The organism is Shewanella sp. SP1S2-4, assembly GCF_031932075.1.
Taxonomy (GTDB): Bacteria; Pseudomonadota; Gammaproteobacteria; order Enterobacterales; family Shewanellaceae; genus Shewanella; species Shewanella baltica.
On the sequence record NZ_JAUOET010000003.1, the window covers coordinates 362523 to 384257 of the forward strand.

Genomic DNA, 21735 nt, shown 5'->3' on the forward strand with positions numbered 1-21735 from the left:
GTTTGAGATCCCTGTAAAGATTGATTCTAACGTCAATAAATTAGAAAAAACAGGGCTTAAACTGAAGCCCCGTACAAATTATGTTTTATATAATAACCTTGTCACACCATCAAATTTAGTATTACTAGACTAACACCACATCACTATAATCAGTTGTTGTATAGAATGTTTTACCTTTTGCAGCATGAGTGATCAATACGGTGTCTCCAGGTTTAAAACCGATTCTTTTTTCGTGTGAAATATTCACTCTAAAACCATCATTAATGCATTCAAAACTCACATGAGATTTGCCTACCTTTCGGATTGCTTTACAGCGTATTGATTTTCGCTCGCTATCTGTAAATCGTTCTTGCGTCATGTACCTTGTAATCGTTTTTCCTTCAATGGTTATTTCTCGACCATTGGTGTTCAATGGTACAAAACCATAGATCTCTTTGATGTTTTTACTTGGGCCAGGATGCGAATTCAAACAAGGTTTGTAATATGCTATTGCTGCAGATTCCGCATTGTCGGCTTCTTCTTGATTGCTGGCGATAGCAACAATATAGTGTCTCCAGTGCTTATGTTCTCGGAGTGCTTTTTTAAATTTTTGCTCGTATTCCGGATGATTTTTTGAATTTGCGATTTGTTGATGCTCACTCCAACGATTGACGATGCACCCACTCTGGCCAATATAAACCTCATCTTTAAGGTTTTCATGTGCATATATGACATGCTTAGCATTTTTTACTTGAAATGCTTTTAAGTTCTGAGTCAAAAACACGTGCATTTAATATTCCTAATATAATGAGTTTCAGCTTTTAAGACTGACCTACATGACAATAAGTAACGCCTTGAAAAGTATGTTCTCCTATATTAACTGGCCAAGCTTAATCCCCCAAATATCAACATCACAAATACCCAATATGAAACAATGTGTTACATTAAGGCACTTAAAACAATCTCCTCTGCTTCCTTGCCACAAATGCAGCTCTTTGCTCTGCCACTATCTGGCTGATCCGGCGCTCGGTGAGTCCATAGTCACGGCTCAACTGCTCTAGGTTATTGCCCTTAAACTCGCGCCAAATGCGGATATCCCGCAGCGCATCCTTGAGGCGCTCACCATTAGGGATGTAGATATCGCGCCCACCTAGGTAGGCACTTAGGCTGGTGGCTAAGGCTTCACTCACATTATCCGCGTTATCAATATCGTATTGTTTTAGGGTTTGACGCATCACATCGCACAGGCTTTGCAGGGTTGAGGGCCAGCGACGAATGAAGTCCTCACGCTCATCGGGCTTAAGCGTGGCTAAGGTTTCGAGGGCTTGTTCCAGCTCGGCGGCGCTGGTGGACAATAAATCCAACTGACATTCGGAAATGCTAACCGCATTTAGGATGTGCTTACTCATGGCCATGCCCCTCGTATTGCGCGACGATCACTTCATAGTTTGCGGGGCCTGTACCAGCTTCATTCATCTTTAGCCGTTCACCTCGGACAATAATGCGCTCGATAAGTACGCGCTTATGCCAGTTTTTCAGGCTTTCAAGTACCTTGTAGGCTTGCGGTTCTGTCATCCAAGCGGTGGCGTCCACGCCTTGGGTTTGATTATTAGTAATGCGGCTGCGTAGCGTCATGCGACGCACATAGGCATCAAGCGCCGACTCACTGTTATCTTGGATGACTAAGTGGTGGCCCATGGAGATCCAAATGGCACGTATTTTATCTATGCTGGCCAATTTGCTTTTACCTGCAGCAGGACTTAAACGGCGTTTAACCGCTGTTTTATTGTTGGTTACAGTAGGTTTAAAGCCCTTTTGTTTAAACACTTCTAGCGCCTGTTCAAGCTCTGGCAAGTTCATTGCCCGCAAGGAATCTTTACCCGTGGCATTTTTCAGCATGGCGCGGTAGATGGCTTCATCGAGCTGCAATGATCCCTTAGCCACATTGATTAAGGTGATCAGGCGCTTCTTGTGTTGAGCGACTGGGTGCGCCTGCGTATTAGTATGCACAGGGGCTTTTTGATTAGTTTCTAACATTCGTCATCCTCATCGGTTGTCGCACTGGATACTATCTTGATGGCTTTAGGCTGACTCTTAAGCTGCTGCCAATTCGGTGTTGCTGCATTTAAAAAGTTAACAGCCCAAAGCTCACGATCGGCGAGCAGTTCTGCCTTAGTTTTCCCCTTACGAACGGGCCTAACTGGGCAGTTCGCAATGGCATATTTGAGTAAGCGTTTAGCATAGGGTGTCATTCATCTTTACTCTTTGGTTAGCTGCTCATCAGTGCCTAATCACTACATTAGACAGACCTCGCTCCAAGCTATGGAGCGGGTTTCGCAGGGTTAACGCATTACTGGCTTTGGCTCTAGCAGTTCTAAATTATTGAGTGACTTCTCCATAAAAAAGGCGATCACAGCGCGGCGTTCGCCTGCAAACTCTTGGCTTAACTCCTTGAGCGCATTGAGCAGCGCGGCGCACATCATCAAGCAGTAATGCGGCCTTTCAGCAGCTAGGCCACTGAGCTCGCTGCGCAGATTGTCAAAGCTAGCTTCAAGTAAGGTCGCTTGGCGTAATTGAAACGCCACCCGATCGAGTGCGGCTTGGTTGTCATCGAATAGGTGTTGAATGCCCGATTGTGTACTGAGTGTCATGATGTGCTCCTTGCCCACCCTAAAGGGTGCTGATATCCAGTGGTAGTTGGGTGTATTTGCCATTAGGCTGACGCTCATATAGGCGCAGGTACTGGCTAGTGCCTGTGATTTGAATCGCGTCGGCTATGGCGTCCATGGCCCGTTTCCAGTTGGCATCGTCGATATCCAGCTGGCGCAGACTGAGCACTTGGTTAACGTCGATACGACCTTGTTGATTTACCCGAAACGCATGTTCAACCATCGCCATCAAGCGAGTATCCGCGCCACCACTCCAGCTTTTAATGCAGTCATCAATCAAGGTTTTAGCGGTTTGAATGCGCTCATCAAATACGCGGTGTTCACCTACAGCACGGCGCACTTGGTACTTGCCATCAAAGCTAGTAAGCAAAATATTGCCCTTACTGCCACCGACCTTAACGCCATATTCACTGGCCGATAGTTCGGCAAAGCCATCAATTTGTGCCATCGTCATCAGTTTGAAATTAAGCATCTGTTCACGCAGTTCTTTGGCTGAACCGACAATAGCCAGCACCACTTCATCGCGCAGTTTGTCCACGGCCTTAATACGATCTTCATGCACCAAATCGCCTACCGCGTTTTTGCGGTAGCCCTGCGGAATAGCAGCTTGGTTGTGGGTTTGTTCTTGTGTGTTCATCTTATTTGTCCTCATTCCAGCGCACTGTAACGCCATGAAATTGCACCGCCATACAACGGCGACGAATGCCTTTAATGTTCTCGATAATCTCAACTGCCATGCGTTTAAAATCACGGCTTGGAACGTCAATTTGGATAACACCGCGATGCTGGCTAACGACCTTCATCCCACGAAGCCTTAAGGCGGCAATCACATTGATAGCTTTTGTTTGCATGTTATTTACCTTTCCATTTGTTATCCCAAAGGGCGCTATTTAGGCGGTTAGCCACCTTTTGCAATTCTCTTTCGAGTAGTTCGATATGCTGTAGTTGATCGCCCTGGGCGAGTCGGCGACAAAACGCGAGCTGTTCCTCTACGTTGTAACGACTGTCTGTCGCTGATTGCACATCGATCCTCTGTGTTACTGCCGACTGCTTTAACTGCGAATGTGGGCAGCCACCGCGACAGGCGCGATAGAGCCGGACGCGTTGTGGGTTGGTAGAGCTAAAAGGCCGTTCTTGATTGTCTTTGCAGGTATCAACGCTGATTTGTCCTGCAACGGGGCACTGTACGTGGTGACGTAAGTAGCGCCCTTCGACACGATTTTTAATGGTGTCGATATTGCCTTTGTATTTGTTCAGCAGGACCTGATTAAGCATGGTCGGACTGACACCTAGCTCTCTGGCAATCTGCGCTTGGCTGCTCTCACTGACTTTTAACTCAAGCACTTGGAACCAATTGTCCTTGTTCATAGCGCCTCCCTATAGGGATAAAACTTCGATTTGGTTGGTGCATAAATACCGTCATCGATTAGCTCTGGTGCTAAAGCGCCACAGTCAACGTTGAGGTGATAAATGACCATTTCCTCTTCGATAGCTCTGATGCGGATCAAGCCTGCCCGTTGCAGGGCATTGAGGTAACGCTTTACCGTTGAGCGCGCCACCCTAGCTGTGACCATGATTTCTTCAATCGAGAAATTGCGCATGATGCGGCAGCTGTTCCAGATCCGCTGATTCGCTTTAATCTTGGCTAACTGAGACTGGCGCTTTAACGGACTGTCATCGTTTAACCAGTAGCGGTTAGTCAGCCCTGTACGCCCTTTCCATTCGAGTGTTAAGCGCCCTTCTCGATACAAATCACGCAAAAAGCGATTCGCGAGGCACTTGGGCATTCCCGATGCATCGCCAACCTGTTCAGCACTAAAACTAACTTTTCGATTGCGACAGCAGCACATAAACAACCATGCGCTGTGCCTTAACGGGGTTGAGCGTTTGACTTGTGCCATAACGCTTAACCCACAAGGCTTGGACGTCGAACACCATGGAATGGCTGTGCACCCCAGTGTTCTGCTGTGACGTAATCAAGTTCGTTCATTTTGGCGAGACGTTCGATTTGATTAAGGCCAATGACAATGCGACGAGCCTCACCACTGCTGGCTTTACGCAGTTCATCAAGGAGTTCAGGTTCGACTTTGATGTCGTTGTCTAAGAGGGAATCGGCCATCACCATGACGTCATCTAAGTCGGCTGGTCGAAACTCAACCCACTCTGAAATACGGTTAAAGAACTGTTTGCGTGTACTGATGCGGCGGGCGATTTGGTCCATACCAATGAGGATCACAGGGACTTCGGTGTTGTCGTAGAGATCGCGCACGGTTTCAAGCATTCGAACGTCCGACATGAGGTAGTCGGCTTCATCAATAAACAGTGGGCGTTCGTACATGCTCATTTGCTCGATAGTAAAATCGACCATCTTATTGATGCGCCACATGCCGCTCGATCCAAGTTCGCCGACAATGCGGTTCATCAGTGTACTGGCACTGTCTGTAGCCATGGCACGAACATAGATACCGTTCACTTGGTTAAACAGATACGTTGTTGCAGTTGTTTTACCAAAGCCACTTGGGCCATGGTACAAACCGAGACCTGGTACACCTATGCCTCGGGTACAAAGGTTGTCGAAGGCGTCTTGGGCTGTCAGGACATTTTTTACAGGTGCGATCACTGCTTTCATTTTGTATACTCCATTTGCTTTAGTTTTATGGCCTTCATGGCCGTTGTGGGTCATAAGTGCTCAGTTGGTCGCTCTGCGCTTATGGCCCATGATTTCATCAATGCGTTTTGCCCCTAACTTGTTGTGCTTTTTGTAATCCTTTAGGAATGCATCCTCCTTTGGCGTTAATTCACGGTTGAGTGATTCAGCTGCAAGCAAACGTGCCTTTTCGTGCTCATTACGCACTAAGGTTGCATGCTGTTGATTAATATTGTTTTTACGTTCTTCAATCGCTTTACGCTTCTGGCGTAAATGCTCAATTTGTTGGTCGCTATATCCAGGCTTATTAGTTTTAACGAGCTGCTCTGCGGCCTCAGTTAATGCCATTAAGCTGGGGTTTTGGTGGGCTATTGGCTGGGTTGGAAACTCGACTAGTGACTTAGCCTGCTTGGCATAGTGTTCAATGACGGTTTGATGGATCTCGCCTATGTTGAACGTTTTAGCGAGTTGCTTCATTTCAGCCCTAAAACTACGCAGTGCCTTGGCTTCTTCTTTTTTGGTTTGACGATAAGCCGCAGGGCTGATCTCTTGACCTAAAAGACGGCTATCAACAGCTTCGATTCGGGTTTCCCAATTATTGATCGGGTATATAAACGCTCGAGCGACATCCGTTGGATCGAGGAATACTCGGACTCTTTGCCCTTTCCACTCATGCTCCAACATTTCCGGTGCCGTATAACGCAATCCTCCCGCTTTAATAAAGCCCTTAAGGATGGTGTACTCGCCAACGTGATTAAGCAGGAGATCTAAGGCTTCTGGGTGTTCGACTGCCCGCACTTGATATTGAGCTGCGCGGTAAACTTCATTGGGTGTTTTACCCTTTAAGCCATCGTGTGCGCGGAGGTGATAATAGGCATCAACCCAATTATCAAGCAGTTGCTGCAATTCCGGTTGCGTCATACGGAGATCGTAATCCGCTTTCTCGTTTTCTTTCTTGTTGCGCTCTTTAAGGCGTACCGCAAATTCTTTTCGAGCCTCGATAGCTTCGCGATCATTGACGTTATGGCCAATGTAGCCAGGCAGTAACTCAATGAGATCATGGCTGAGCGTCTTAAAGAAACGTTCGATAAAGGGCTTTTCCCAACCTGAGTATGGGTTAGCTCGGCTTTGTTCTAAGTCGAGTAAGTGATAGATGCTCGTGGTTCGCTGGCTGACATAATCGCTACCGTTATCGGTACGCATTAAGCCGCCTTGGTTTGGAACTCCCCAAGCCAGTAGGGTCTTGCGCATTAACAGGCAAATGCCTTCGCTTGATGAAGTAGGCGAAACAAGCAGTTTGACGCGACGTGTGAAGCAGTCGATCACCGCAATAATGGTGTGTCGGCCTTCTTTCAACATGGCATCGACTGGGGTTGAGTCAAATTCCCATACATCGTTTGGCGCTGCCATCCATGGATAGGTTTGCTCAACCGCAGTGCGGTATTTATCGTTGAATTTTTTGGGGTTTGTGGTGAATGTAAAAGCCGCTTGATTCTGGCTTATCCATTTATTCACCCAGCGGCGAATACTGGAGATACTTGGGATCTGCCAAGGCATGTCGGTTTTTATCGCATAGATCTCGGCTAGCTTTTTAAGCTGCTTTGCCTTGCCCGCCAGGTGCGGTTTGGCGGTGATCAGCCCCTTTAAGAAGTCGGCTAAATCGGGCTCGTCATTCAATAAACAGGGACGCTCAGCTTTGTATTTGCCTGCGAGTGCGCTAACGCCCTCTTTTGCTAAGACCTTTTCCCAACGGCGGAGAGTTACAACTGAAACGCTGCTAATCACTGAGAATACCCACTCAGGTAGTGCAATCGAACGCTGGGCGTACGCTTCGCAGAATGTTTTTTCACCATCAACGAGCTTACGAACCTCAAGGTAAGGCATGCAAAATTTAGCCTTGGCATTGACGATCAGCATCTTTGCATCAGCCCGCTTTTGCGCTTTATCAGGTAGATTTATAAACTGCTGAATGCTCTTAGCTTTTTCTGTTTGACTCACGGCAGGTATTTGTAGTTTGGCAACTGCAGATCCCGCACGCATCAGAGACGATGGAGATTTGGCTATCTGCTCCGCTTCCTGTTTTGCCAGCTTCTGACGAGCCTCAAGGGGCAGACTATTTAGGTGATATTCAAATCCCCCACCTAGCCCTTGTCGCCTTTGCTTTTGCCAGTTCTCATGTTTTGCCCTATCGCGGACGCGTCTATCCCCGACATCCAATAGCTCTGCAATTTCTACAGTGCTAAACCATTCCTTAGTCATGGTGCTCTCCCACTAAATCAACACCAAGGTATTCAGATAAAGCAGCCATGATCTGAATGGCTTTTAAGCGTTTAGGTTTACGGCCTGTATTAGGTGCAAACCATTGAACGCACTTCTGAACCGTCCTTGGGTTGTATCCATGCGTAATCGCCCACACACGGCAGCTTTGTCCATTTGCGAGCAAGGCTGCATGTATATGACGAGCGCTTTCTATCTTCATAAGAATTACCGTGCTAATATTTTGATTACGTTCGCATTGCGAACGAACGCAGTTTAACTACAATACGTTACGCACTGCGTAACGTATTGCGAATATAGATCCAAGTCAGACACAAATCAACAGCTTTTTGTTTTTTTGCGCAGAAAATTACGCACTAAAGTTATTTTAGTGCGCAAAAGATTGATGTGGTTTCGGTTTGAATATTCAGTAAACCATTACTTATTCGGTAGTTTTTAAGTAATAACTATTGCTCTCTTGAGCGTTAAATAGATTTTGGTTCGAGGAAAATAATGAAGTCGGAAGCCTTACATTCAGATCCAACTTTAGATCCGACTTCCACAACTGAAGTCGGCACTCTTGCTGACCGCATTTCGGAAGCAATTGGGAAGCATAGTGTTCGTGAGTTCGCCATTAAAATTGGCGTATCTGAAGGCACCCTGCGTAATCTAATCAAAGGTGGAGAACCTAAGTTAGACACCGCAATACGTATTGCAGAAGAGGCTGGCGTGAGTATTCGTTGGCTTGCAACTGGCAATGGTCCTAAATACCCCAATCGCCAACGCGATGACATTTCCCAGGAAGGTATTGTTTACGTCCACCAAGACCAGTTCAATGAAGAGTATTATTTGATTGAAGGCTATGACGTGGTGGTAAGCACTGGGCATGGCGCGTTTAATGATGAGACTGGTGTACGCAGACGACTTTCATTTAGAAAGAACTGGCTTAAATACCGTGGTTTAAAGCCTGAGAATCTTAAAGTCGTCTATGCCAAAGGTAATTCGATGGAGCCCGCTATACACAGCGGAGATAGCTTACTGGTTGATATCAGCAAGACTACGCTAGAAGATGGCTGTATCTTCGTGTTACGCCTGGGCGACGATCTTTATGCTAAGCGCTTGCAGAAACTGTTTGATGGCGGCATAGAGATAATCAGTGATAACAAGGAGTATAAATCTCAGATTGTCTCTGCGGGGGAACTGCCAATGCTGCAAATTATTGGCAAAGTCGTTTGGATGGGTAAAAACCTCGATTAAATCTTTAACAGTTCCGAGTTTATCAATCTTAATGACCTATGATTTTTTTTCAAAGCTGGCGCATTGTTTATGCTCCGGCTTTGTTTTTATCAATCCTAGTGAATCACTTCCGACTTAACACATCACTCGAACAACTCTTGTACACCAAGGCTTCCCGCCTAGTTTCAACTAATCTCGGCTGTTCTCACTTATTGTCAATCCATTTGACTGGTTACATCTTCACTGCGTTGTAAGCCATTCGACTTGAGTAACAGATACGGCTAATTTGATGAAAGCTAAATTAAAATCAGTCACATATTGCGTGTTGAATTGGACACTTTAACGTTTAAAAAGCAATGAACGGCGATCAAATCTCGTTGAATAACTTGTTGGCGCTAAGCTAAAACCTAGCATAGACCAGTGATTAATACTCTAGCACTCCTTAATTATCCTACTTTCGAAGCTAAGATACGCTTCAACGCCATTAATAGTTCACTTTTACAGTAAATGTCTTCTATATACGACATACGACGTATAGACAGCTTAACCTTTAACTTGCTTACGGTGCATACTTGCTAGCCAATCTTTAGTCGGACATGGTGACGTATGCCATACCGAAGAAAGAAGCGTTCGTTAATCGCCGACCATACAGTAATGTGCCTCACGGTTTAAGCCTTGAGGTTTACCAAAGCTCCATATCCCTCTTTATGCTGCGATAACTTAACACTGCACCACTATGTTGGCTTACCAAACTAACCCAATGCTTATCAATCAGTAGAAAAGAGGAATTAAACCCGCAGCAATATTTGGTAGCGCTTTATATTTAAATTGTTTAAGTCTATTTATTGACTCTGAGCTCAACTGATTTCCCAAAAGTGCTTATTTTTTAACGAGTGATTTCAATTTTATAGCAATTTCACCCTGCGAACGGTAGCGGCGTTCAAAGCTATATTGCGAATTGTTAAGTGGTTTTTCACTAAAAATGTCGAATTCTGCACCACGATGCACATTAGATGAGCACTTAACAGCATAATTACACTTTTTTTAGTAACTCGAGTTGACTCATCCCACAGAGCGTTTTACTATGCGCTCCGTTCTCAACGAGTCGCTACGACTGTGTGAAACGATTCCCCTGTAGTTCAGTCGGTAGAACGGCGGACTGTTAATCCGTATGTCACTGGTTCAAGTCCAGTCAGGGGAGCCAATTTAACTCAGAGTAAAAGCAAGTAAGAACAAGCAGTAACAATATGTAATCGATTCCCCTGTAGTTCAGTCGGTAGAACGGCGGACTGTTAATCCGTATGTCACTGGTTCAAGTCCAGTCAGGGGAGCCAATTACATTATTACACTGCTGTTTTAAAACGATTCCCCTGTAGTTCAGTCGGTAGAACGGCGGACTGTTAATCCGTATGTCACTGGTTCAAGTCCAGTCAGGGGAGCCAATTTAAAACACAGAATAAAGTCGATAGTCATATCGCACCCGATTCCCCTGTAGTTCAGTCGGTAGAACGGCGGACTGTTAATCCGTATGTCACTGGTTCAAGTCCAGTCAGGGGAGCCATATTCAAAGTGTTATTTCTTAAAAGTCGATAGCAATATCGCACCCTCTACTCCCCTGTAGTTCAGTCGGTAGAACGGCGGACTGTTAATCCGTATGTCACTGGTTCAAGTCCAGTCAGGGGAGCCATATTTTCTAATTCAACAACCCATTCCTCAGTTTCACTCCTGCTTGGCAACTTATTCTTTTCGTTTTGTTTTTAAGCAAATGCAGTTACACTGTTACCAGCTTATTAAACAAATTTCTGAGTATCTTCACACAGATAGCGGTTTTTAAGCATTCTTGACTTAAACTTATCCTGTTCGTACTCACCAAAATCTAGAGCGGATTTTTATGGCCATGTCAAAATCATATCCAATTTTTTTACTGCTTATTTTTTTAGGTCTTTTTGCTTGGGTGTATCAAAGTGAAAACAGTCAATTGCAAGTCCAACAGCAGCAAGAACTCGATAGTTTTAAATCCAGCTTAATCCGCTACCAAGAATGGCAAGGTAATGGCACTGAACTCTTCAAAAAACTATCTCAAGACTACCAATTTCAGTTCTTCCAATATATTGATGATACCGACGGGCAACTGAGCCATACCGAAGGCAGCTTAGACAGCCAACACTCCCATCCTTTAGCCAGTTTATTTTCCATCGACCTCAGCCACACACAAAAATTGGCCGCGGGTCGTTTACAAGTCAAACTCAGCGCCAATCAAGCCATTGATACGGCAATTAGCAACACTGAAAAACTTGGCCTCATGTTGCTAGTGGCTTATCTGACATTACTGTTAGTGTTTGTTCTATTAATGTCAAAACATAGGGCAGCAATACGTTATGCTGCTGATTATATTTCCAAAATACCTGAGTTAGGGTTTTCTGCAGTCGCATCATCAAAGCTGACTGGCGAGCTCAACCCTATTGGTATTTCCCTTGAAGAATGTCGCCTGCAACTTAAAACTCAAATCGATAAGCTCAATCAAGAAAACGAAAAGCTACATAAAGCCGCCTATCAAGACACAGTGACAGGTTTTAGCACCCGCACAGGATTTACAAAAAAACTAGAAACCATTAGTAATCCAAATATTCCTCAATTGGGCTTGATGGCTATGGTTAAAGCGACCGAGTTGGCGCAAATAAACCAGAAACAAGGGCGAACAGCGGGAGATGATTATCTCGCAAGAGTCGCCAATTGCATCCGTAAAGCCTGTAGCAGCTATCCTGATGCCGAATATTTTCGAGTAGCGAGTGCTGATTTTGCAGTGTTTATTCCAGAAGTTATGCTCAAAGATGCACCGAAATTTTTAGACCAGCTAAAAATTTACCTCGATGAATATCAGCAGATGACAAAAGCGGAATCCGTTGCCCATATAGGCTTAGTACCCTACAACCAAGGAGTGGAAGCGGCTAATTTACTGACCATTGCCGATACTGCGGTCAGCATAGCGCAAACCCTTGGGCCCAATAGCTATCATATCCAAGAAAAACTCAATGGTGATGAACAATTTGGAGACGATCGCTGGAAGATGGCGATCAATGATTTAGTCACTCGCCAAGCATTAAAATTTTACCAGCAACCTATTCAGCCGTGTCGCACTGATGTCGAAGTTTACCGCGAGTTATTAGCCCGTTTTTATAATAGCGAAGGCAAATTCTTACCTACCACCACAGTGATTGCCATGGCTGAACGTCACGGCATGAGCACTGAGTTAGATAAACTGGTGGTGATCAGTGCATTAAGAATACTTAAGGAAAACCCGACCATTACCGGTAACTTTGGTATCAATATCAGCGCATTTTCGGCCCATCAAGACATGTTTGTCGCTTGGTTGAAGGACATATTAGGTAAGCAAAAATACATCGCCTCGCGCTTAGTATTTGAGATCAACGAGTCCGGCATGCAGTCTAACTTAGGGGCGAGTTATAAGTTTGTCCGCGAAGTGCACAGCGTCGGTTCGCGGGTGTCGATTGAGCGTTTTGGTATGAGTTTTACCTCCTTCAAATTCTTCAGCGAAGTGCGGCCCGACTTCATCAAGCTCGATGGTAGTTACACTTCTAATATCGATGAAGACAGCAACAATAAGTTCTTCGTGCGTATGATGGTGGATGTCGCAAGGCGGATTGGCATCCGGGTCATCGCTACCAGCGTCGAACGCCAAGAAGAAAAATTAACCCTCGAAAAACTCCTCATCGATGGATTACAGGGCTATTACATCGCACAGCCACAAGCTATGGCCATTACAGATCAGATTTAATACTTTAACGGGTTAATTCGTCGCCAAAATTTACAGTAAAGATGGTTAACCCTGCATTCTATATGTTGTTTATGCATACGGAAAAGTCGATAATACGGCCAAGATCCGTTTAGAAAAGTATTAGGATGACTGAATATCTCCTCCTGTTGATCAGTACAGTGCTGGTCAACAATTTCGTTTTAGTGAAATTCTTAGGCCTGTGCCCTTTTATGGGGGTCTCCAGCAAATTGGAGTCCGCTATTGGCATGTCTATGGCGACCACTTTTGTGCTGACGTTAGCCTCAATTCTCAGTTATCTCGTCAACCAGTATCTGTTATTACCCTTTGATCTGAGTTATCTGCGAACCATGAGCTTTATTTTAGTGATTGCCGTTGTGGTGCAATTTACTGAAATGGTGGTGCAAAAAACCAGTGCCGCACTGCATCGTGCCTTAGGGATTTACTTGCCGTTAATCACGACTAACTGCGCGGTATTGGGCGTTGCCTTATTAAACGTGAACGAGAAGCACGATTTTATCCAATCAGCTATCTATGGCTTTGGTGCTGCGTTAGGCTTCTCATTAGTGTTAATTCTCTTCTCGGCGATGCGCGAGCGTTTAGCGGCCGCCGATGTCCCCTTACCTTTCAAAGGCGGCGCGATTGCGATGATCACCGCAGGTCTTATGTCCCTCGCCTTTATGGGATTCACAGGATTGGTTAAGTAAGATGTCCGGAATTTTAATTGCAGTCATATTGTTGACCCTATTGGCATTAGTCTTTGGGGCGTTACTCGGTTTTGCCGCCCTTAAATTCAAGGTTGAAGGCAACCCGATTGTCGATGAGCTCGAAGCTATTCTGCCACAAACCCAATGCGGTCAATGCGGTTACCCAGGTTGTCGCCCTTATGCAGAAGCCATTGCCAATGGCGATAAAGTCAATAAATGCCCCCCTGGTGGCACAGCCACCATGGAAAAGCTGGCGACTCTAATGGGCGTTGAGCCAGAGCCGTTGAATGCCGAGGCACAATCTCAGGTCAAGAAAGTCGCCTATATTCGCGAAGATGAATGTATTGGCTGCACTAAATGTATTCAAGCCTGCCCTGTGGATGCGATTATCGGTGCAGGCAAGCTGATGCATACCGTGCTCACAACCGACTGCACTGGTTGCGATCTTTGTGTTGAGCCTTGTCCCGTCGATTGTATCGATATGATCCCTGTTACCCAGAATCTTAAAAATTGGAACTGGCGCTTAAATGCCATCCCAGTGACGCTCATCCAAGAGACTCTCAGCAAAGAGATTCAGAGCCAAGATCCACAGTTAGAAGAGGAAAAGCGGTGTTAACTTTATTAGATCAATTAGATAAAGGAACCCTTTGGCGCTCACCCGGTGGTATACATCCCCCTGAAGTCAAATTTCTCTCAAATGCGACACCGATTGGCCAATTGCCATTAGCCTCGACGTACTTAGTACCAGTGCCACAAGTCGGTGAAAACTGTACGCTTGCGGTGAAGGTTGGCGATAAGGTGCTAAAAGGCACGCAGTTAACGCAAGGTACTTCCATTTGGCATTTACCTGTACATGCACCAACATCAGGCACAGTTGTTGCTATTGAGCCAAGGGCCAGTAACCACGCCTCTGCACTGCCGGTTAACACTTGCGTTATTGCTGCCGATGGCAAGGACACCTGGTGCGAGTTAGTATCCAATCAACTTGATGACTTAAGCCATCAGCAAATCGTCGATAAGATTCGCTCAGCGGGTATTGCGGGTATGGGCGGCGCAGCGTTTCCGACTCATATTAAGCTAAATCCAGTCAGTGAAATCGACTTAGTCATCATCAACGGCGTCGAGTGCGAGCCTTATATCAGCGCCGATGACAGATTAATGCGCGAATACAGCCAAGATATCCTCGCCGGTATTGGCATAATCCATCGATTATTAGCGCCAAAACGCATTGTTATCGCCATTGAAGACAATAAACCTGAAGCGGCCAAAGCCATGCAAGCTGCAGTCAACCAATGCGGACTCCCTGCAGGCAGCATTCGGGTGACGGTTATCCCGACAAAATACCCTTCGGGCGGTGAAAAGCAGTTAATTCAAATCATTACTGGCCGTGAAGTCCCGTCAGGGTCGATCCCCGCCAAACTCGGTATTGTCGTGCACAACGTCGGCACAGCCTTTGCCATTCATCAAGCAGTGACCCAAGGTAAGCCTTTGGTTGAACGCGTAGTGACTGTGACAGGCAAAAATGTCGGCAAACCGGGAAATTACTGGTTACCGATAGGCACGCCCGTTGATCACATACTGACGGCAACTGAATTCACGCCAGAAGCTGAACAAAAGGTGATTATTGGCGGGCCTATGATGGGCCATGCGTTAGCCAATATCCAAGTGCCAATTTTAAAAGGCACTAACTGTATTCTGGTACCCAGCAGCCAAGAAATTGGTAGCGCGCCAGAAGAAAAAGCCTGTATCCGCTGCGGTGAATGTGCCACTGCCTGCCCTGCACTCTTGTTGCCACAGCAACTTTTTTGGCACGCCAAGGCCGAAGAATATGACAAAGCCGCCAGTTACAATCTAAAGGATTGTATTGAATGCGGTTGTTGTAGTTACGTTTGCCCGAGTGATATTCCTTTAGTCGAGTATTACCGCATTGCCAAATCAGCACTTAAACAAGCCGCCGATGAGAAGCAGCAAGCGGAGCGCGCTAAACAACGCTTCGATGCCCGCTTAGCGCGTCTCGAAGAAGAAAAACTGGCCCGTGAAGCTAAAGCGAAAGAAGCCGCAGAGCGCCGACAAGCGACGATGACAGGCACAGATAAAAATGCCGTTGCTGAGGCCATGGCACGCATCGCCGCGAAAAAAGCCGCAGCGGCACAAGCAGCCACTGGCGAATCAATTACCGAAGAGGCAAGCGCCACAACAACTGACACTACAGCAGCACCAAAGGGTAAGGCCGCCGTTGCCGCCGCCATCGCCCGTGCGAAGGCAAAAAAAGCCGCCCAAGCAAATACCGAGAGTACTAAATCACCTGGGGCGGAAACAGATAGCGCTCAAATAGACAGTTCGGCGAATGTTGATGCGACTGAATCAGCCACTAATGTGATAGCGCAGGAAGCGCCGTTATCCCAGAAAGATAAAGTCGCGGCGGCGATTGCCCGCGCTAAAGCCAAAAAAGCGGCGCAGCAAGCAGAAACCGCAGCTAGCGATACTGAAGTTAGTAATACTGAAGTTAGTAATACTGAAGTTAGCGTTAATGACGTTAGTGTTAGTGACGTTAATGATGCTGAAGCGATTAAGAAAGCCAAAGTGGCCGCCGCTGTAGCACGTGCTAAAGCGAAAAAAGCCGCGCAACAAGCTGAGACAAATGCTGAAAACGATTTAAGCCAGACCGCGACTCCAGCAGTTGATTCCACAGCTAGCGTTCAAGCAGATGTGAATGATGATACAGAAGCAGCCGCTACTGACATTAACGACGCTGAAGCGATTAAAAAGGCCAAAGTGGCTGCCGCAGTTGCTCGTGCTAAAGCGAAGAAAATAGCGGCTGCATCAGCAGAGTCTAAAACTGAGTCTGAAATAGAGTCCGTTGACGAGATCCAAACTGAAGCTAACATGGCATCGCCCTCGATAGCAGCAACGCTTGATACTGCAACAACTGAAGCTGATGCCGTTTTGCCATCGGTGGGATCCACTGCAGAGCCCATTGAAACGGCGCCTTTATCAAGTGATGAACTGAAAAAAGCGCGGATTGCTGCGACCATCGCCAAGGCAAAAGCCAAAAAAGCGGCACTCGCCCAAGAAGCCAACGCTTCGAGCGACTCAAGTGTGACTAATGATTAAGAACAGAATGATTAAAAGGGAACACAATGGCGTTTAAAATAGCCTCATCACCCCATGTAACGCGTAACTTGCATACCTCAACGGTCATGCAAAGGGTGATTTTATGTTTACTGCCGGGCCTTGTCGTGCAATGTGCCTTTTTTGGCTGGGGCACACTTGTGCAAGTCCTGCTGGCGATCCTCGTCGCCTTAAGCTGCGAAGCCGCTGTGATGAAACTTCGCAATCGCAATATCAAAGCAAGCCTTAGCGATAACAGCGCTATGCTGACCGCCATCTTAATTGGTGTCGCCATTCCGCCCCTCGCCCCTTGGTGGATGATCGTCATGGGCACCGCCTTTGCGATCGTCATAGTTAAGCACCTCTACGGCGGCTTAGGCCATAACCTATTCAACCCTGCAATGGCGGCATATGTATTGCTGTTAGTCTCGTTCCCAGTGCAAATGACCACCTGGATTGCACCGAGCACCGTCGCACTGCATTCACCCAGCCTTGTTGAAAGCTTGCAGCTTATCTTCAATATTGGCGCCCATGTCAACATGGAGCAATTTCGTTTAGGCATTGATGGCATGACAATGGCGACGCCACTCGATACCCTCAAAACCGATTTATCCATGGGATTAACCACCACAGAAAGTCTCACCAAAGCCATTTTTGATGGCAGTACAGGCGTAGGTTGGTTCTGGGTTAACTTGGCCTATCTTGCTGGCGGATTAGTGTTACTTAAACTAAAAGCCATTCGCTGGCACATCAGCACTGGCGTGTTATTAGGGCTCTTTGTGGCATCGAGTATCGGTTTCTTATTGTCACCCGATACACAAGCCAGTCCACTGATGCATCTGTTTTCTGGCGCGACCATGTTAGCGGCGTTTTTTATCGCCACCGATCCCGTTACAGCCGCAACCAGTCCCCGTGGTCGCATTATCTTCGGCGCGTTAATTGGTGTGTTGGTGTATATCATCCGCACGAAAGGCGGTTACCCTGACGCCTTCGCCTTTGCCGTATTATTGGCCAACCTCTGCGCGCCCTTTATTGACTATTATGTGCGTCCACGCACCTATGGCCATTCAACGAACTAAGGTCATGCTAAGCGATAGCATCATTCTGCGGGCAACGAGAGCTTAAGGAAAAAGAGTTGAAAAATCCGATGATTAAAAATGGTTTTTTATTGGCATTGTTTGCCTTGATTTGCACTGGGCTCGTCGCCGCAGTCAATCAACAAACCGTCGATAAAATTAAGCAGCAAGAACAGCAAGAGTTAATGCGAGTGTTACATCAATTAATTCCTGATGAAATGCACGATAATGAGCTAACGGCTCAGTGTACTCTGCTGCTAGATAAAGACGCATTAGGGAGTGATAGCCCAATGCCCGCCTATATTGCCACTCGAGCAGGCAAACCTGTGGCCATCGCCATTGAAGCCATCGCGCCCGATGGCTATAACGGCAATATAAAATTAATTGTAGGTATCAAAACAACAGGTGAAGTCCTCGGTGTTCGCACCTTAGCCCACCAAGAAACACCTGGGCTTGGTGATAAAATCGATCTGCGTAAATCCAATTGGGTCACTCAATTTGTCGGAAAAGTGTTAAGCTCGGCAGATGATAAACAATGGTTGGTTAAAAAAGACGGTGGCGATTTTGATCAATTCACTGGCGCAACTATCACCCCGCGTGCTTATGTCAAAGCAGTCAAGAACGCAGTAGGATATTTCAATAATAACCAAGCGCAAATTTTCAGCCAGCCACTAAATTGTGAGGCTAACCATGACTAATTATCGCGAAATTGCTTGGCAAGGTCTGTGGAAGAATAACCCTGGCCTAGTGCAACTATTAGGCTTGTGCCCGCTGCTTGCGGTCACAGCGACGATCACGAATGCGCTAGGGCTTGGCCTAGCGACTATGTTGGTGCTGATTGGCTCTAATATTTTAGTGTCACTGGTGCGCGACTATGTGCCCAAAGAAATTCGTATTCCAGTATTTGTGATGATCATCGCCGCGTTAGTGACCACAGTGCAATTGCTCATCAATGCCTATGCCTACGGTCTGTATTTATCCCTTGGGATCTTCCTGCCATTGATTGTGACCAACTGCATCATTATCGGCCGCGCCGAAGCCTTTGCCTCGCGTAATAACGCCTTTAGCGCTGCCTTCGATGGTTTGATGATGGGGCTCGGTTTTACCTTAGTGCTGACCGTATTAGGCGCAACGCGGGAAATCTTAGGTCAAGGCACACTGTTTGATGGCGCCGATCAACTGCTCGGCCCATGGGCAAAATCCTTAACCATCCACTTATGGCAAGTCGACACTCCTTTTCTACTCGCTATGCTGCCACCTGGCGCATTTATCGTGATGGGACTATTGATTGCATTGAAAAATGTGATTGATAAAAAAGTCAAAGAACGCCAACCTCAAGTCGCCGCAGAACCCAGTGTTACCCGCGCGCGCATTACTAAGGTCGGTTAGGCTTTCAACCTAACACCTCCTATTCAAGCATCAAAAAGAGTATTATGTTCACCGCTTAATGTGCGCTCAGCGCACATTAAGCGACTGGAATTGAGCCATATAATTTAAAACATACGCACTCAACATAAGCACTCAAAGCATAGGAAATCAGCGGGTCTAGGTTTTAGCTCGTTCAATCATGATTAATGGCCAATTGACAATAAATGATTAACAGTTGAATCCAACAACCGCGCAGGAATCGTACATGAATCAAGAAAAACGCATCCAGATCCTCACCCGTCTTCGCGATAACAATCCTAAACCTGAAACCGAGCTCAATTTTTCCAGTCCCTTCGAACTTTTAGTCGCCGTGACCTTATCCGCCCAAGCGACGGATGTGAGTGTCAACAAGGCAACGGACAAACTCTTTCCTGTAGCCAATACCGCCCACAGCATTTATGCCTTAGGCGTGGATGGATTAAAGGAATATATCAAGACGATTGGCCTGTATAACAACAAAGCCATCAATGTGATCAAAGCCTGTGAGATCTTGATTGAGAAATACAATGGTGAAGTGCCTGAAAACCGCGAAGCACTTGAGTCCCTGCCCGGTGTAGGGCGCAAAACGGCTAACGTAGTGCTCAATACCGCCTTTGGCTGGCCAACCATCGCCGTCGACACCCATATTTTTCGCCTCGCCAATCGCACTAAATTTGCGCCCGGCAAGAACGTGGTTGAAGTGGAAGAAAAAATGCTAAAAGTGGTTCCCACTGAATTTAAAGTCGATGTGCATCACTGGTTTATCCTGCACGGACGCTATACTTGCCTTGCGCGCAAACCCCGCTGTGGCAGCTGTATCATTGAAGACTTGTGCGACTTTAAAGAAAAAATTTATCCTGAAGAGTAAACCCAAGCGAGTTAGCCTTGGCTTTTCTTCTCGAGCAAACTGACTAACTCTTCATATTTCGGCCCTTGCCCAAATTGCGGCAAGGCCACTGCAAAGACCACGAGTCCAAAGGCCATATAAATGGCGAACTCATTGACCCACAAACCAGATATCGTCAGTCCAGTACCCAGCACGACTAATGCAATCACAGCTAACCGCACTTTCTGCGCCATCTGTACTTTTCGCTTAGCCGATGCAATTAATGCTATTTCAGTTTCGCTAAACATCATCTTCAAATCCTTGTGAAGTTTTACGTGGACTAAATCACAGACAAACAAAAAGCCGCAATAGCGGCTTTTTTGCTTAACTTGGTACAAGGTTAACTGAAACTTGTATTGCTAGTTAAAAGATTGAAACAAAGAACGCGCTGAAAAATAAAGCAATTACAACTGTAGTGCCTAAGGCCATTTTAAGTTCGGTGTTCATCATTCACTCTCCTAGTTGGTATGGCCATATTATCGTCAACCCTGCGGTAAAAACCCATGTTTGTATCTGTGTTTTGTGAGCAACAGCCAATTTATCGGCAATTTTCTTATCACAATCCGCAAATTCGCCCGTCGACAGCCAGCGTTTTCCTATCCTAACCAATCGAATTGATCAAGTGTGATAAAAACACCATGGATGAGATTTGTGGTCATGCGCAGAGACATTTTTGATATACTCCCCACCGGAATCTATTTAGAGAGAGGACCTATGTCGCAACTATTACACACTATGATCCGCGTCGGTAACTTAGAACGCAGTATTGCTTTTTATACTGAAGTGCTCGGCATGAAACTACTTCGTACCTCTGAAAATCCAGAATACAAATATTCTTTAGCTTTCGTGGGTTACGGTGAAGAGTCCACAGGCCAAGCCGTGGTTGAACTGACCTATAACTGGGGCACAGACAAATACGATTTAGGCACAGGCTTTGGCCACTTAGCGATTGGTGATGAAGATATTTACGCCCGTTGTGCTGCAATTGCTGCAGCCGGTGGCAAAGTAACACGCGCCCCAGGTCCAGTCGCAGGCGGCACCACTGAGATTGCCTTTGTTGAAGATCCAGACGGTTATAAAATTGAGTTCATCCAAATGAAATCGGCGACTCAAGGTTTAGGTTAAGTCTTGCCACCTGAGCAAGAAGATTAACTGAGCTAGATTAAGTGAGCAGAACAGTTCGCTAAATGATAAATGCCGAATCTGGATTCGGCATTTTTGTTTTTATAATTTATATCTTGCGTTAGGCACAAAGAATCGTAAAACAAGCCAACGATTCACCGCTCGCACCTTGCATTTAAGCTGATTTTATCGACGTTTTATCTTGTCCACTGGTCGTCTTTTTCACGGTTTTACTCATCCCTCTGCGGTTGAGGATGCGCTTAAGCCAAGGCGTGCGCCATAGCAATAACACGCTAAAACCTAAGATATACAGACTCGGCTCGATAATTTCCGATTTAACCGACCAGTAAAAATGGATTGGCGCTAATATCGCGACTAAATACACCCCATTATGCAAGGTCTGCCAACGACGTCCCATCTTACGCATCAAGGCTTTAAACGAAGTTATCGCCAAAGCAGTGACGATAAGATAAGCCACAGCGCCGACTAAAATGTACGGCCGTTTTACCACTTCGCTAAACAGTAATTCCCAAGCAAACAACAGATCTAAACTAAAGAATGCCAGAATATGCAAAGTGGCATAGGCGAACACATATAACCCCACCAAGCGACGAGTCTGCATTAATAGCCCTTGCTTGGTCAGCTTGGCAATCGGTGAGATCAATAAGGTCGCCGCTAAGGCATTTAACGCGCCTATACCTGTGTAGTGGATAATGTGCTGTACGGGATCGCCGCCCGCACGGCCTAACACCACAGTGAGCACGAGGTAGGCGATGGGCACTAAACCCAACAAATGAAATAACGCTTTTAGCCAAAACAAGTGCTTAGCGGTTAATCTCAACATAG

24 protein-coding genes, 5 tRNA genes and 1 other RNA gene are annotated in these 21735 nt (G+C 46.2%); 15 read left to right on the plus strand and 15 right to left on the minus strand.

Translation table 11 applies throughout. From position 1 onward, the window contains the following. Positions 1–124 precede the first annotated feature (124 nt). The 13 genes from Q4Q52_RS05765 to Q4Q52_RS05825 all read right to left on the minus strand — a co-directional run bounded on the left by Q4Q52_RS05765 (position 125) and on the right by Q4Q52_RS05825 (position 7774). Positions 125–769, minus strand: a complete 645-nt coding sequence (locus Q4Q52_RS05765; RefSeq protein ID WP_311990065.1) for a GIY-YIG nuclease family protein — start codon at positions 767–769, stop codon at positions 125–127. Between the two features lie 163 nt (positions 770–932). Continuing rightward, positions 933–1388: a Mor transcription activator family protein gene (locus Q4Q52_RS05770; protein ID WP_311990066.1), complete on the minus strand. Its 456-nt coding sequence runs from the start codon at positions 1386–1388 to the stop codon at positions 933–935. After that, positions 1381–2016 carry a regulatory protein GemA gene (locus tag Q4Q52_RS05775; protein ID WP_311990067.1) on the minus strand — a complete coding sequence of 212 codons (636 nt, stop codon included), beginning with the start codon at positions 2014–2016 and terminating at the stop codon, positions 1381–1383. The genes Q4Q52_RS05770 and Q4Q52_RS05775 overlap by 8 nt, the downstream gene beginning before the upstream one ends. Beyond that, positions 2010–2231, minus strand: a complete 222-nt coding sequence (locus tag Q4Q52_RS05780) for a hypothetical protein (RefSeq protein ID WP_131524992.1) — start codon at positions 2229–2231, stop codon at positions 2010–2012. Before Q4Q52_RS05780 ends, Q4Q52_RS05775 begins: the two co-directional genes overlap by 7 nt. 15 nt (positions 2232–2246) lie before the next feature. Next, positions 2247–2319, minus strand: an RNA gene (locus tag Q4Q52_RS05785) — hammerhead ribozyme type II. 2 nt (positions 2320–2321) lie between these two features. Then, positions 2322–2630 carry a hypothetical protein gene (locus Q4Q52_RS05790; protein ID WP_263182283.1) on the minus strand — a complete coding sequence of 103 codons (309 nt, stop codon included), beginning with the start codon at positions 2628–2630 and terminating at the stop codon, positions 2322–2324. 19 nt (positions 2631–2649) lie between these two features. Continuing rightward, positions 2650–3285 carry a DUF3164 family protein gene (locus Q4Q52_RS05795; RefSeq protein WP_263206600.1) on the minus strand — a complete coding sequence of 212 codons (636 nt, stop codon included), beginning with the start codon at positions 3283–3285 and terminating at the stop codon, positions 2650–2652. Between the two features lies 1 nt (position 3286). Then, the gene (locus Q4Q52_RS05800) at positions 3287–3499 is read right to left on the minus strand and encodes a hypothetical protein (protein ID WP_063884365.1); all 213 of its coding nucleotides are present in this window, start codon (positions 3497–3499) and stop codon (positions 3287–3289) included. 1 nt (position 3500) lies between these two features. Then, on the minus strand, positions 3501–4016 hold the full coding sequence (locus Q4Q52_RS05805) for a hypothetical protein (protein ID WP_131524989.1): 516 nt from the start codon (positions 4014–4016) through the stop codon (positions 3501–3503). Then, complete coding sequence (locus tag Q4Q52_RS05810; protein ID WP_311990068.1) at positions 4013–4549, minus strand: hypothetical protein; 537 nt, start codon at positions 4547–4549, stop codon at positions 4013–4015. The genes Q4Q52_RS05805 and Q4Q52_RS05810 overlap by 4 nt, the downstream gene beginning before the upstream one ends. 5 nt (positions 4550–4554) lie before the next feature. Further along, positions 4555–5277, minus strand: coding sequence for an AAA family ATPase (locus Q4Q52_RS05815; protein WP_012089134.1), 723 nt, complete (start codon positions 5275–5277; stop codon positions 4555–4557). A 60-nt stretch (positions 5278–5337) separates the two neighbouring features. Further along, positions 5338–7554, minus strand: a complete 2217-nt coding sequence (locus Q4Q52_RS05820; RefSeq protein ID WP_311990069.1) for a DNA-binding protein — start codon at positions 7552–7554, stop codon at positions 5338–5340. Further along, positions 7547–7774 (minus strand): hypothetical protein, encoded by a 228-nt coding sequence (locus Q4Q52_RS05825; protein ID WP_311990070.1) that lies wholly within the window; start codon positions 7772–7774, stop codon positions 7547–7549. Before Q4Q52_RS05825 ends, Q4Q52_RS05820 begins: the two co-directional genes overlap by 8 nt. A 290-nt stretch (positions 7775–8064) precedes the next feature. Here Q4Q52_RS05825 and Q4Q52_RS05830 point away from each other — a divergent pair, with 290 nt between their 5' ends. The 14 genes from Q4Q52_RS05830 to nth all read left to right on the plus strand — a co-directional run bounded on the left by Q4Q52_RS05830 (position 8065) and on the right by nth (position 19749). After that, a complete protein-coding gene (locus Q4Q52_RS05830; RefSeq protein ID WP_261271569.1) occupies positions 8065–8808 on the plus strand; it encodes a S24 family peptidase in 744 nt (247 codons plus the stop codon). Between the two features lie 1107 nt (positions 8809–9915). After that, positions 9916–9991, plus strand: a tRNA-Asn gene (locus Q4Q52_RS05835). 54 nt (positions 9992–10045) lie between these two features. After that, a tRNA-Asn gene (locus tag Q4Q52_RS05840) sits at positions 10046–10121 on the plus strand. 32 nt (positions 10122–10153) lie between these two features. Continuing rightward, positions 10154–10229 (plus strand) — tRNA-Asn (locus Q4Q52_RS05845). Positions 10230–10272: 43 nt separating this feature from the next. After that, positions 10273–10348 (plus strand) — tRNA-Asn (locus tag Q4Q52_RS05850). Between the two features lie 50 nt (positions 10349–10398). Beyond that, positions 10399–10474 (plus strand) — tRNA-Asn (locus tag Q4Q52_RS05855). 204 nt (positions 10475–10678) lie between these two features. After that, entirely contained in the window at positions 10679–12583 is a 1905-nt protein-coding gene (locus tag Q4Q52_RS05860) for a GGDEF domain-containing protein (RefSeq protein ID WP_311990071.1), read from the plus strand. Between the two features lie 125 nt (positions 12584–12708). After that, positions 12709–13287 carry an electron transport complex subunit RsxA gene (gene rsxA / locus Q4Q52_RS05865; RefSeq protein ID WP_006081543.1) on the plus strand — a complete coding sequence of 193 codons (579 nt, stop codon included), beginning with the start codon at positions 12709–12711 and terminating at the stop codon, positions 13285–13287. Position 13288: 1 nt separating this feature from the next. Further along, on the plus strand, positions 13289–13903 hold the full coding sequence (rsxB, locus tag Q4Q52_RS05870) for an electron transport complex subunit RsxB (RefSeq protein WP_311990072.1): 615 nt from the start codon (positions 13289–13291) through the stop codon (positions 13901–13903). Then, the gene (rsxC, locus tag Q4Q52_RS05875; RefSeq protein WP_311990073.1) at positions 13897–16401 is read left to right on the plus strand and encodes an electron transport complex subunit RsxC; all 2505 of its coding nucleotides are present in this window, start codon (positions 13897–13899) and stop codon (positions 16399–16401) included. The genes rsxB and rsxC overlap by 7 nt, the downstream gene beginning before the upstream one ends. A 26-nt stretch (positions 16402–16427) precedes the next feature. After that, positions 16428–17477 (plus strand): electron transport complex subunit RsxD, encoded by a 1050-nt coding sequence (rsxD, locus tag Q4Q52_RS05880; protein WP_311990074.1) that lies wholly within the window; start codon positions 16428–16430, stop codon positions 17475–17477. A gap of 56 nt (positions 17478–17533) precedes the next feature. Continuing rightward, positions 17534–18172 (plus strand): electron transport complex subunit RsxG, encoded by a 639-nt coding sequence (gene rsxG, locus Q4Q52_RS05885; RefSeq protein WP_311990075.1) that lies wholly within the window; start codon positions 17534–17536, stop codon positions 18170–18172. Then, positions 18165–18863, plus strand: a complete 699-nt coding sequence (locus Q4Q52_RS05890; RefSeq protein ID WP_006081538.1) for an electron transport complex subunit E — start codon at positions 18165–18167, stop codon at positions 18861–18863. Before rsxG ends, Q4Q52_RS05890 begins: the two co-directional genes overlap by 8 nt. Before the next feature lie 244 nt (positions 18864–19107). After that, on the plus strand, positions 19108–19749 hold the full coding sequence (nth, locus tag Q4Q52_RS05895; RefSeq protein ID WP_311990076.1) for an endonuclease III: 642 nt from the start codon (positions 19108–19110) through the stop codon (positions 19747–19749). Between the two features lie 11 nt (positions 19750–19760). Here the strand turns inward: nth and Q4Q52_RS05900 are convergent, their stop codons facing one another. Further along, on the minus strand, positions 19761–20018 hold the full coding sequence (locus Q4Q52_RS05900; protein WP_259541213.1) for a hypothetical protein: 258 nt from the start codon (positions 20016–20018) through the stop codon (positions 19761–19763). 463 nt (positions 20019–20481) lie between these two features. On the opposite strand from Q4Q52_RS05900, the gene gloA reads away from it, so the two are divergent. Further along, complete coding sequence (gene gloA / locus Q4Q52_RS05905; RefSeq protein WP_006087315.1) at positions 20482–20892, plus strand: lactoylglutathione lyase; 411 nt, start codon at positions 20482–20484, stop codon at positions 20890–20892. A gap of 172 nt (positions 20893–21064) precedes the next feature. Here the strand turns inward: gloA and msrQ are convergent, their stop codons facing one another. After that, a complete protein-coding gene (msrQ, locus tag Q4Q52_RS05910) occupies positions 21065–21733 on the minus strand; it encodes a protein-methionine-sulfoxide reductase heme-binding subunit MsrQ (RefSeq protein WP_311990077.1) in 669 nt (222 codons plus the stop codon). Positions 21734–21735 lie beyond the last annotated feature (2 nt).

What these genes read in the sequence shown, in the direction of transcription:
- Q4Q52_RS05825 (WP_311990070.1), bottom strand. Translation starts at nt 7,774, where the DNA reads ATGAAGATAGAAAGCGCTCGTCATATACATGCAGCCTTGCTCGCAAAT.
- Q4Q52_RS05795 (WP_263206600.1), bottom strand. Translation starts at nt 3,285, where the DNA reads ATGAACACACAAGAACAAACCCACAACCAAGCTGCTATTCCGCAGGGC.
- Q4Q52_RS05860 (WP_311990071.1), top strand. Translation starts at nt 10,679, where the DNA reads ATGGCCATGTCAAAATCATATCCAATTTTTTTACTGCTTATTTTTTTA.
- nth (WP_311990076.1), top strand. Translation starts at nt 19,108, where the DNA reads ATGAATCAAGAAAAACGCATCCAGATCCTCACCCGTCTTCGCGATAAC.
- Q4Q52_RS05810 (WP_311990068.1), bottom strand. Translation starts at nt 4,549, where the DNA reads ATGGCACAAGTCAAACGCTCAACCCCGTTAAGGCACAGCGCATGGTTG.
- Q4Q52_RS05800 (WP_063884365.1), bottom strand. Translation starts at nt 3,499, where the DNA reads ATGCAAACAAAAGCTATCAATGTGATTGCCGCCTTAAGGCTTCGTGGG.
- rsxA (WP_006081543.1), top strand. Translation starts at nt 12,709, where the DNA reads ATGACTGAATATCTCCTCCTGTTGATCAGTACAGTGCTGGTCAACAAT.
- Q4Q52_RS05820 (WP_311990069.1), bottom strand. Translation starts at nt 7,554, where the DNA reads ATGACTAAGGAATGGTTTAGCACTGTAGAAATTGCAGAGCTATTGGAT.
- gloA (WP_006087315.1), top strand. Translation starts at nt 20,482, where the DNA reads ATGTCGCAACTATTACACACTATGATCCGCGTCGGTAACTTAGAACGC.
- rsxD (WP_311990074.1), top strand. Translation starts at nt 16,428, where the DNA reads ATGGCGTTTAAAATAGCCTCATCACCCCATGTAACGCGTAACTTGCAT.
- Q4Q52_RS05900 (WP_259541213.1), bottom strand. Translation starts at nt 20,018, where the DNA reads ATGATGTTTAGCGAAACTGAAATAGCATTAATTGCATCGGCTAAGCGA.
- Q4Q52_RS05770 (WP_311990066.1), bottom strand. Translation starts at nt 1,388, where the DNA reads ATGAGTAAGCACATCCTAAATGCGGTTAGCATTTCCGAATGTCAGTTG.
- Q4Q52_RS05775 (WP_311990067.1), bottom strand. Translation starts at nt 2,016, where the DNA reads ATGTTAGAAACTAATCAAAAAGCCCCTGTGCATACTAATACGCAGGCG.
- Q4Q52_RS05780 (WP_131524992.1), bottom strand. Translation starts at nt 2,231, where the DNA reads ATGACACCCTATGCTAAACGCTTACTCAAATATGCCATTGCGAACTGC.
- Q4Q52_RS05890 (WP_006081538.1), top strand. Translation starts at nt 18,165, where the DNA reads ATGACTAATTATCGCGAAATTGCTTGGCAAGGTCTGTGGAAGAATAAC.
- Q4Q52_RS05790 (WP_263182283.1), bottom strand. Translation starts at nt 2,630, where the DNA reads ATGACACTCAGTACACAATCGGGCATTCAACACCTATTCGATGACAAC.
- rsxB (WP_311990072.1), top strand. Translation starts at nt 13,289, where the DNA reads ATGTCCGGAATTTTAATTGCAGTCATATTGTTGACCCTATTGGCATTA.
- Q4Q52_RS05815 (WP_012089134.1), bottom strand. Translation starts at nt 5,277, where the DNA reads ATGAAAGCAGTGATCGCACCTGTAAAAAATGTCCTGACAGCCCAAGAC.
- Q4Q52_RS05805 (WP_131524989.1), bottom strand. Translation starts at nt 4,016, where the DNA reads ATGAACAAGGACAATTGGTTCCAAGTGCTTGAGTTAAAAGTCAGTGAG.
- Q4Q52_RS05830 (WP_261271569.1), top strand. Translation starts at nt 8,065, where the DNA reads ATGAAGTCGGAAGCCTTACATTCAGATCCAACTTTAGATCCGACTTCC.
- msrQ (WP_311990077.1), bottom strand. Translation starts at nt 21,733, where the DNA reads ATGTTGAGATTAACCGCTAAGCACTTGTTTTGGCTAAAAGCGTTATTT.
- Q4Q52_RS05765 (WP_311990065.1), bottom strand. Translation starts at nt 769, where the DNA reads ATGCACGTGTTTTTGACTCAGAACTTAAAAGCATTTCAAGTAAAAAAT.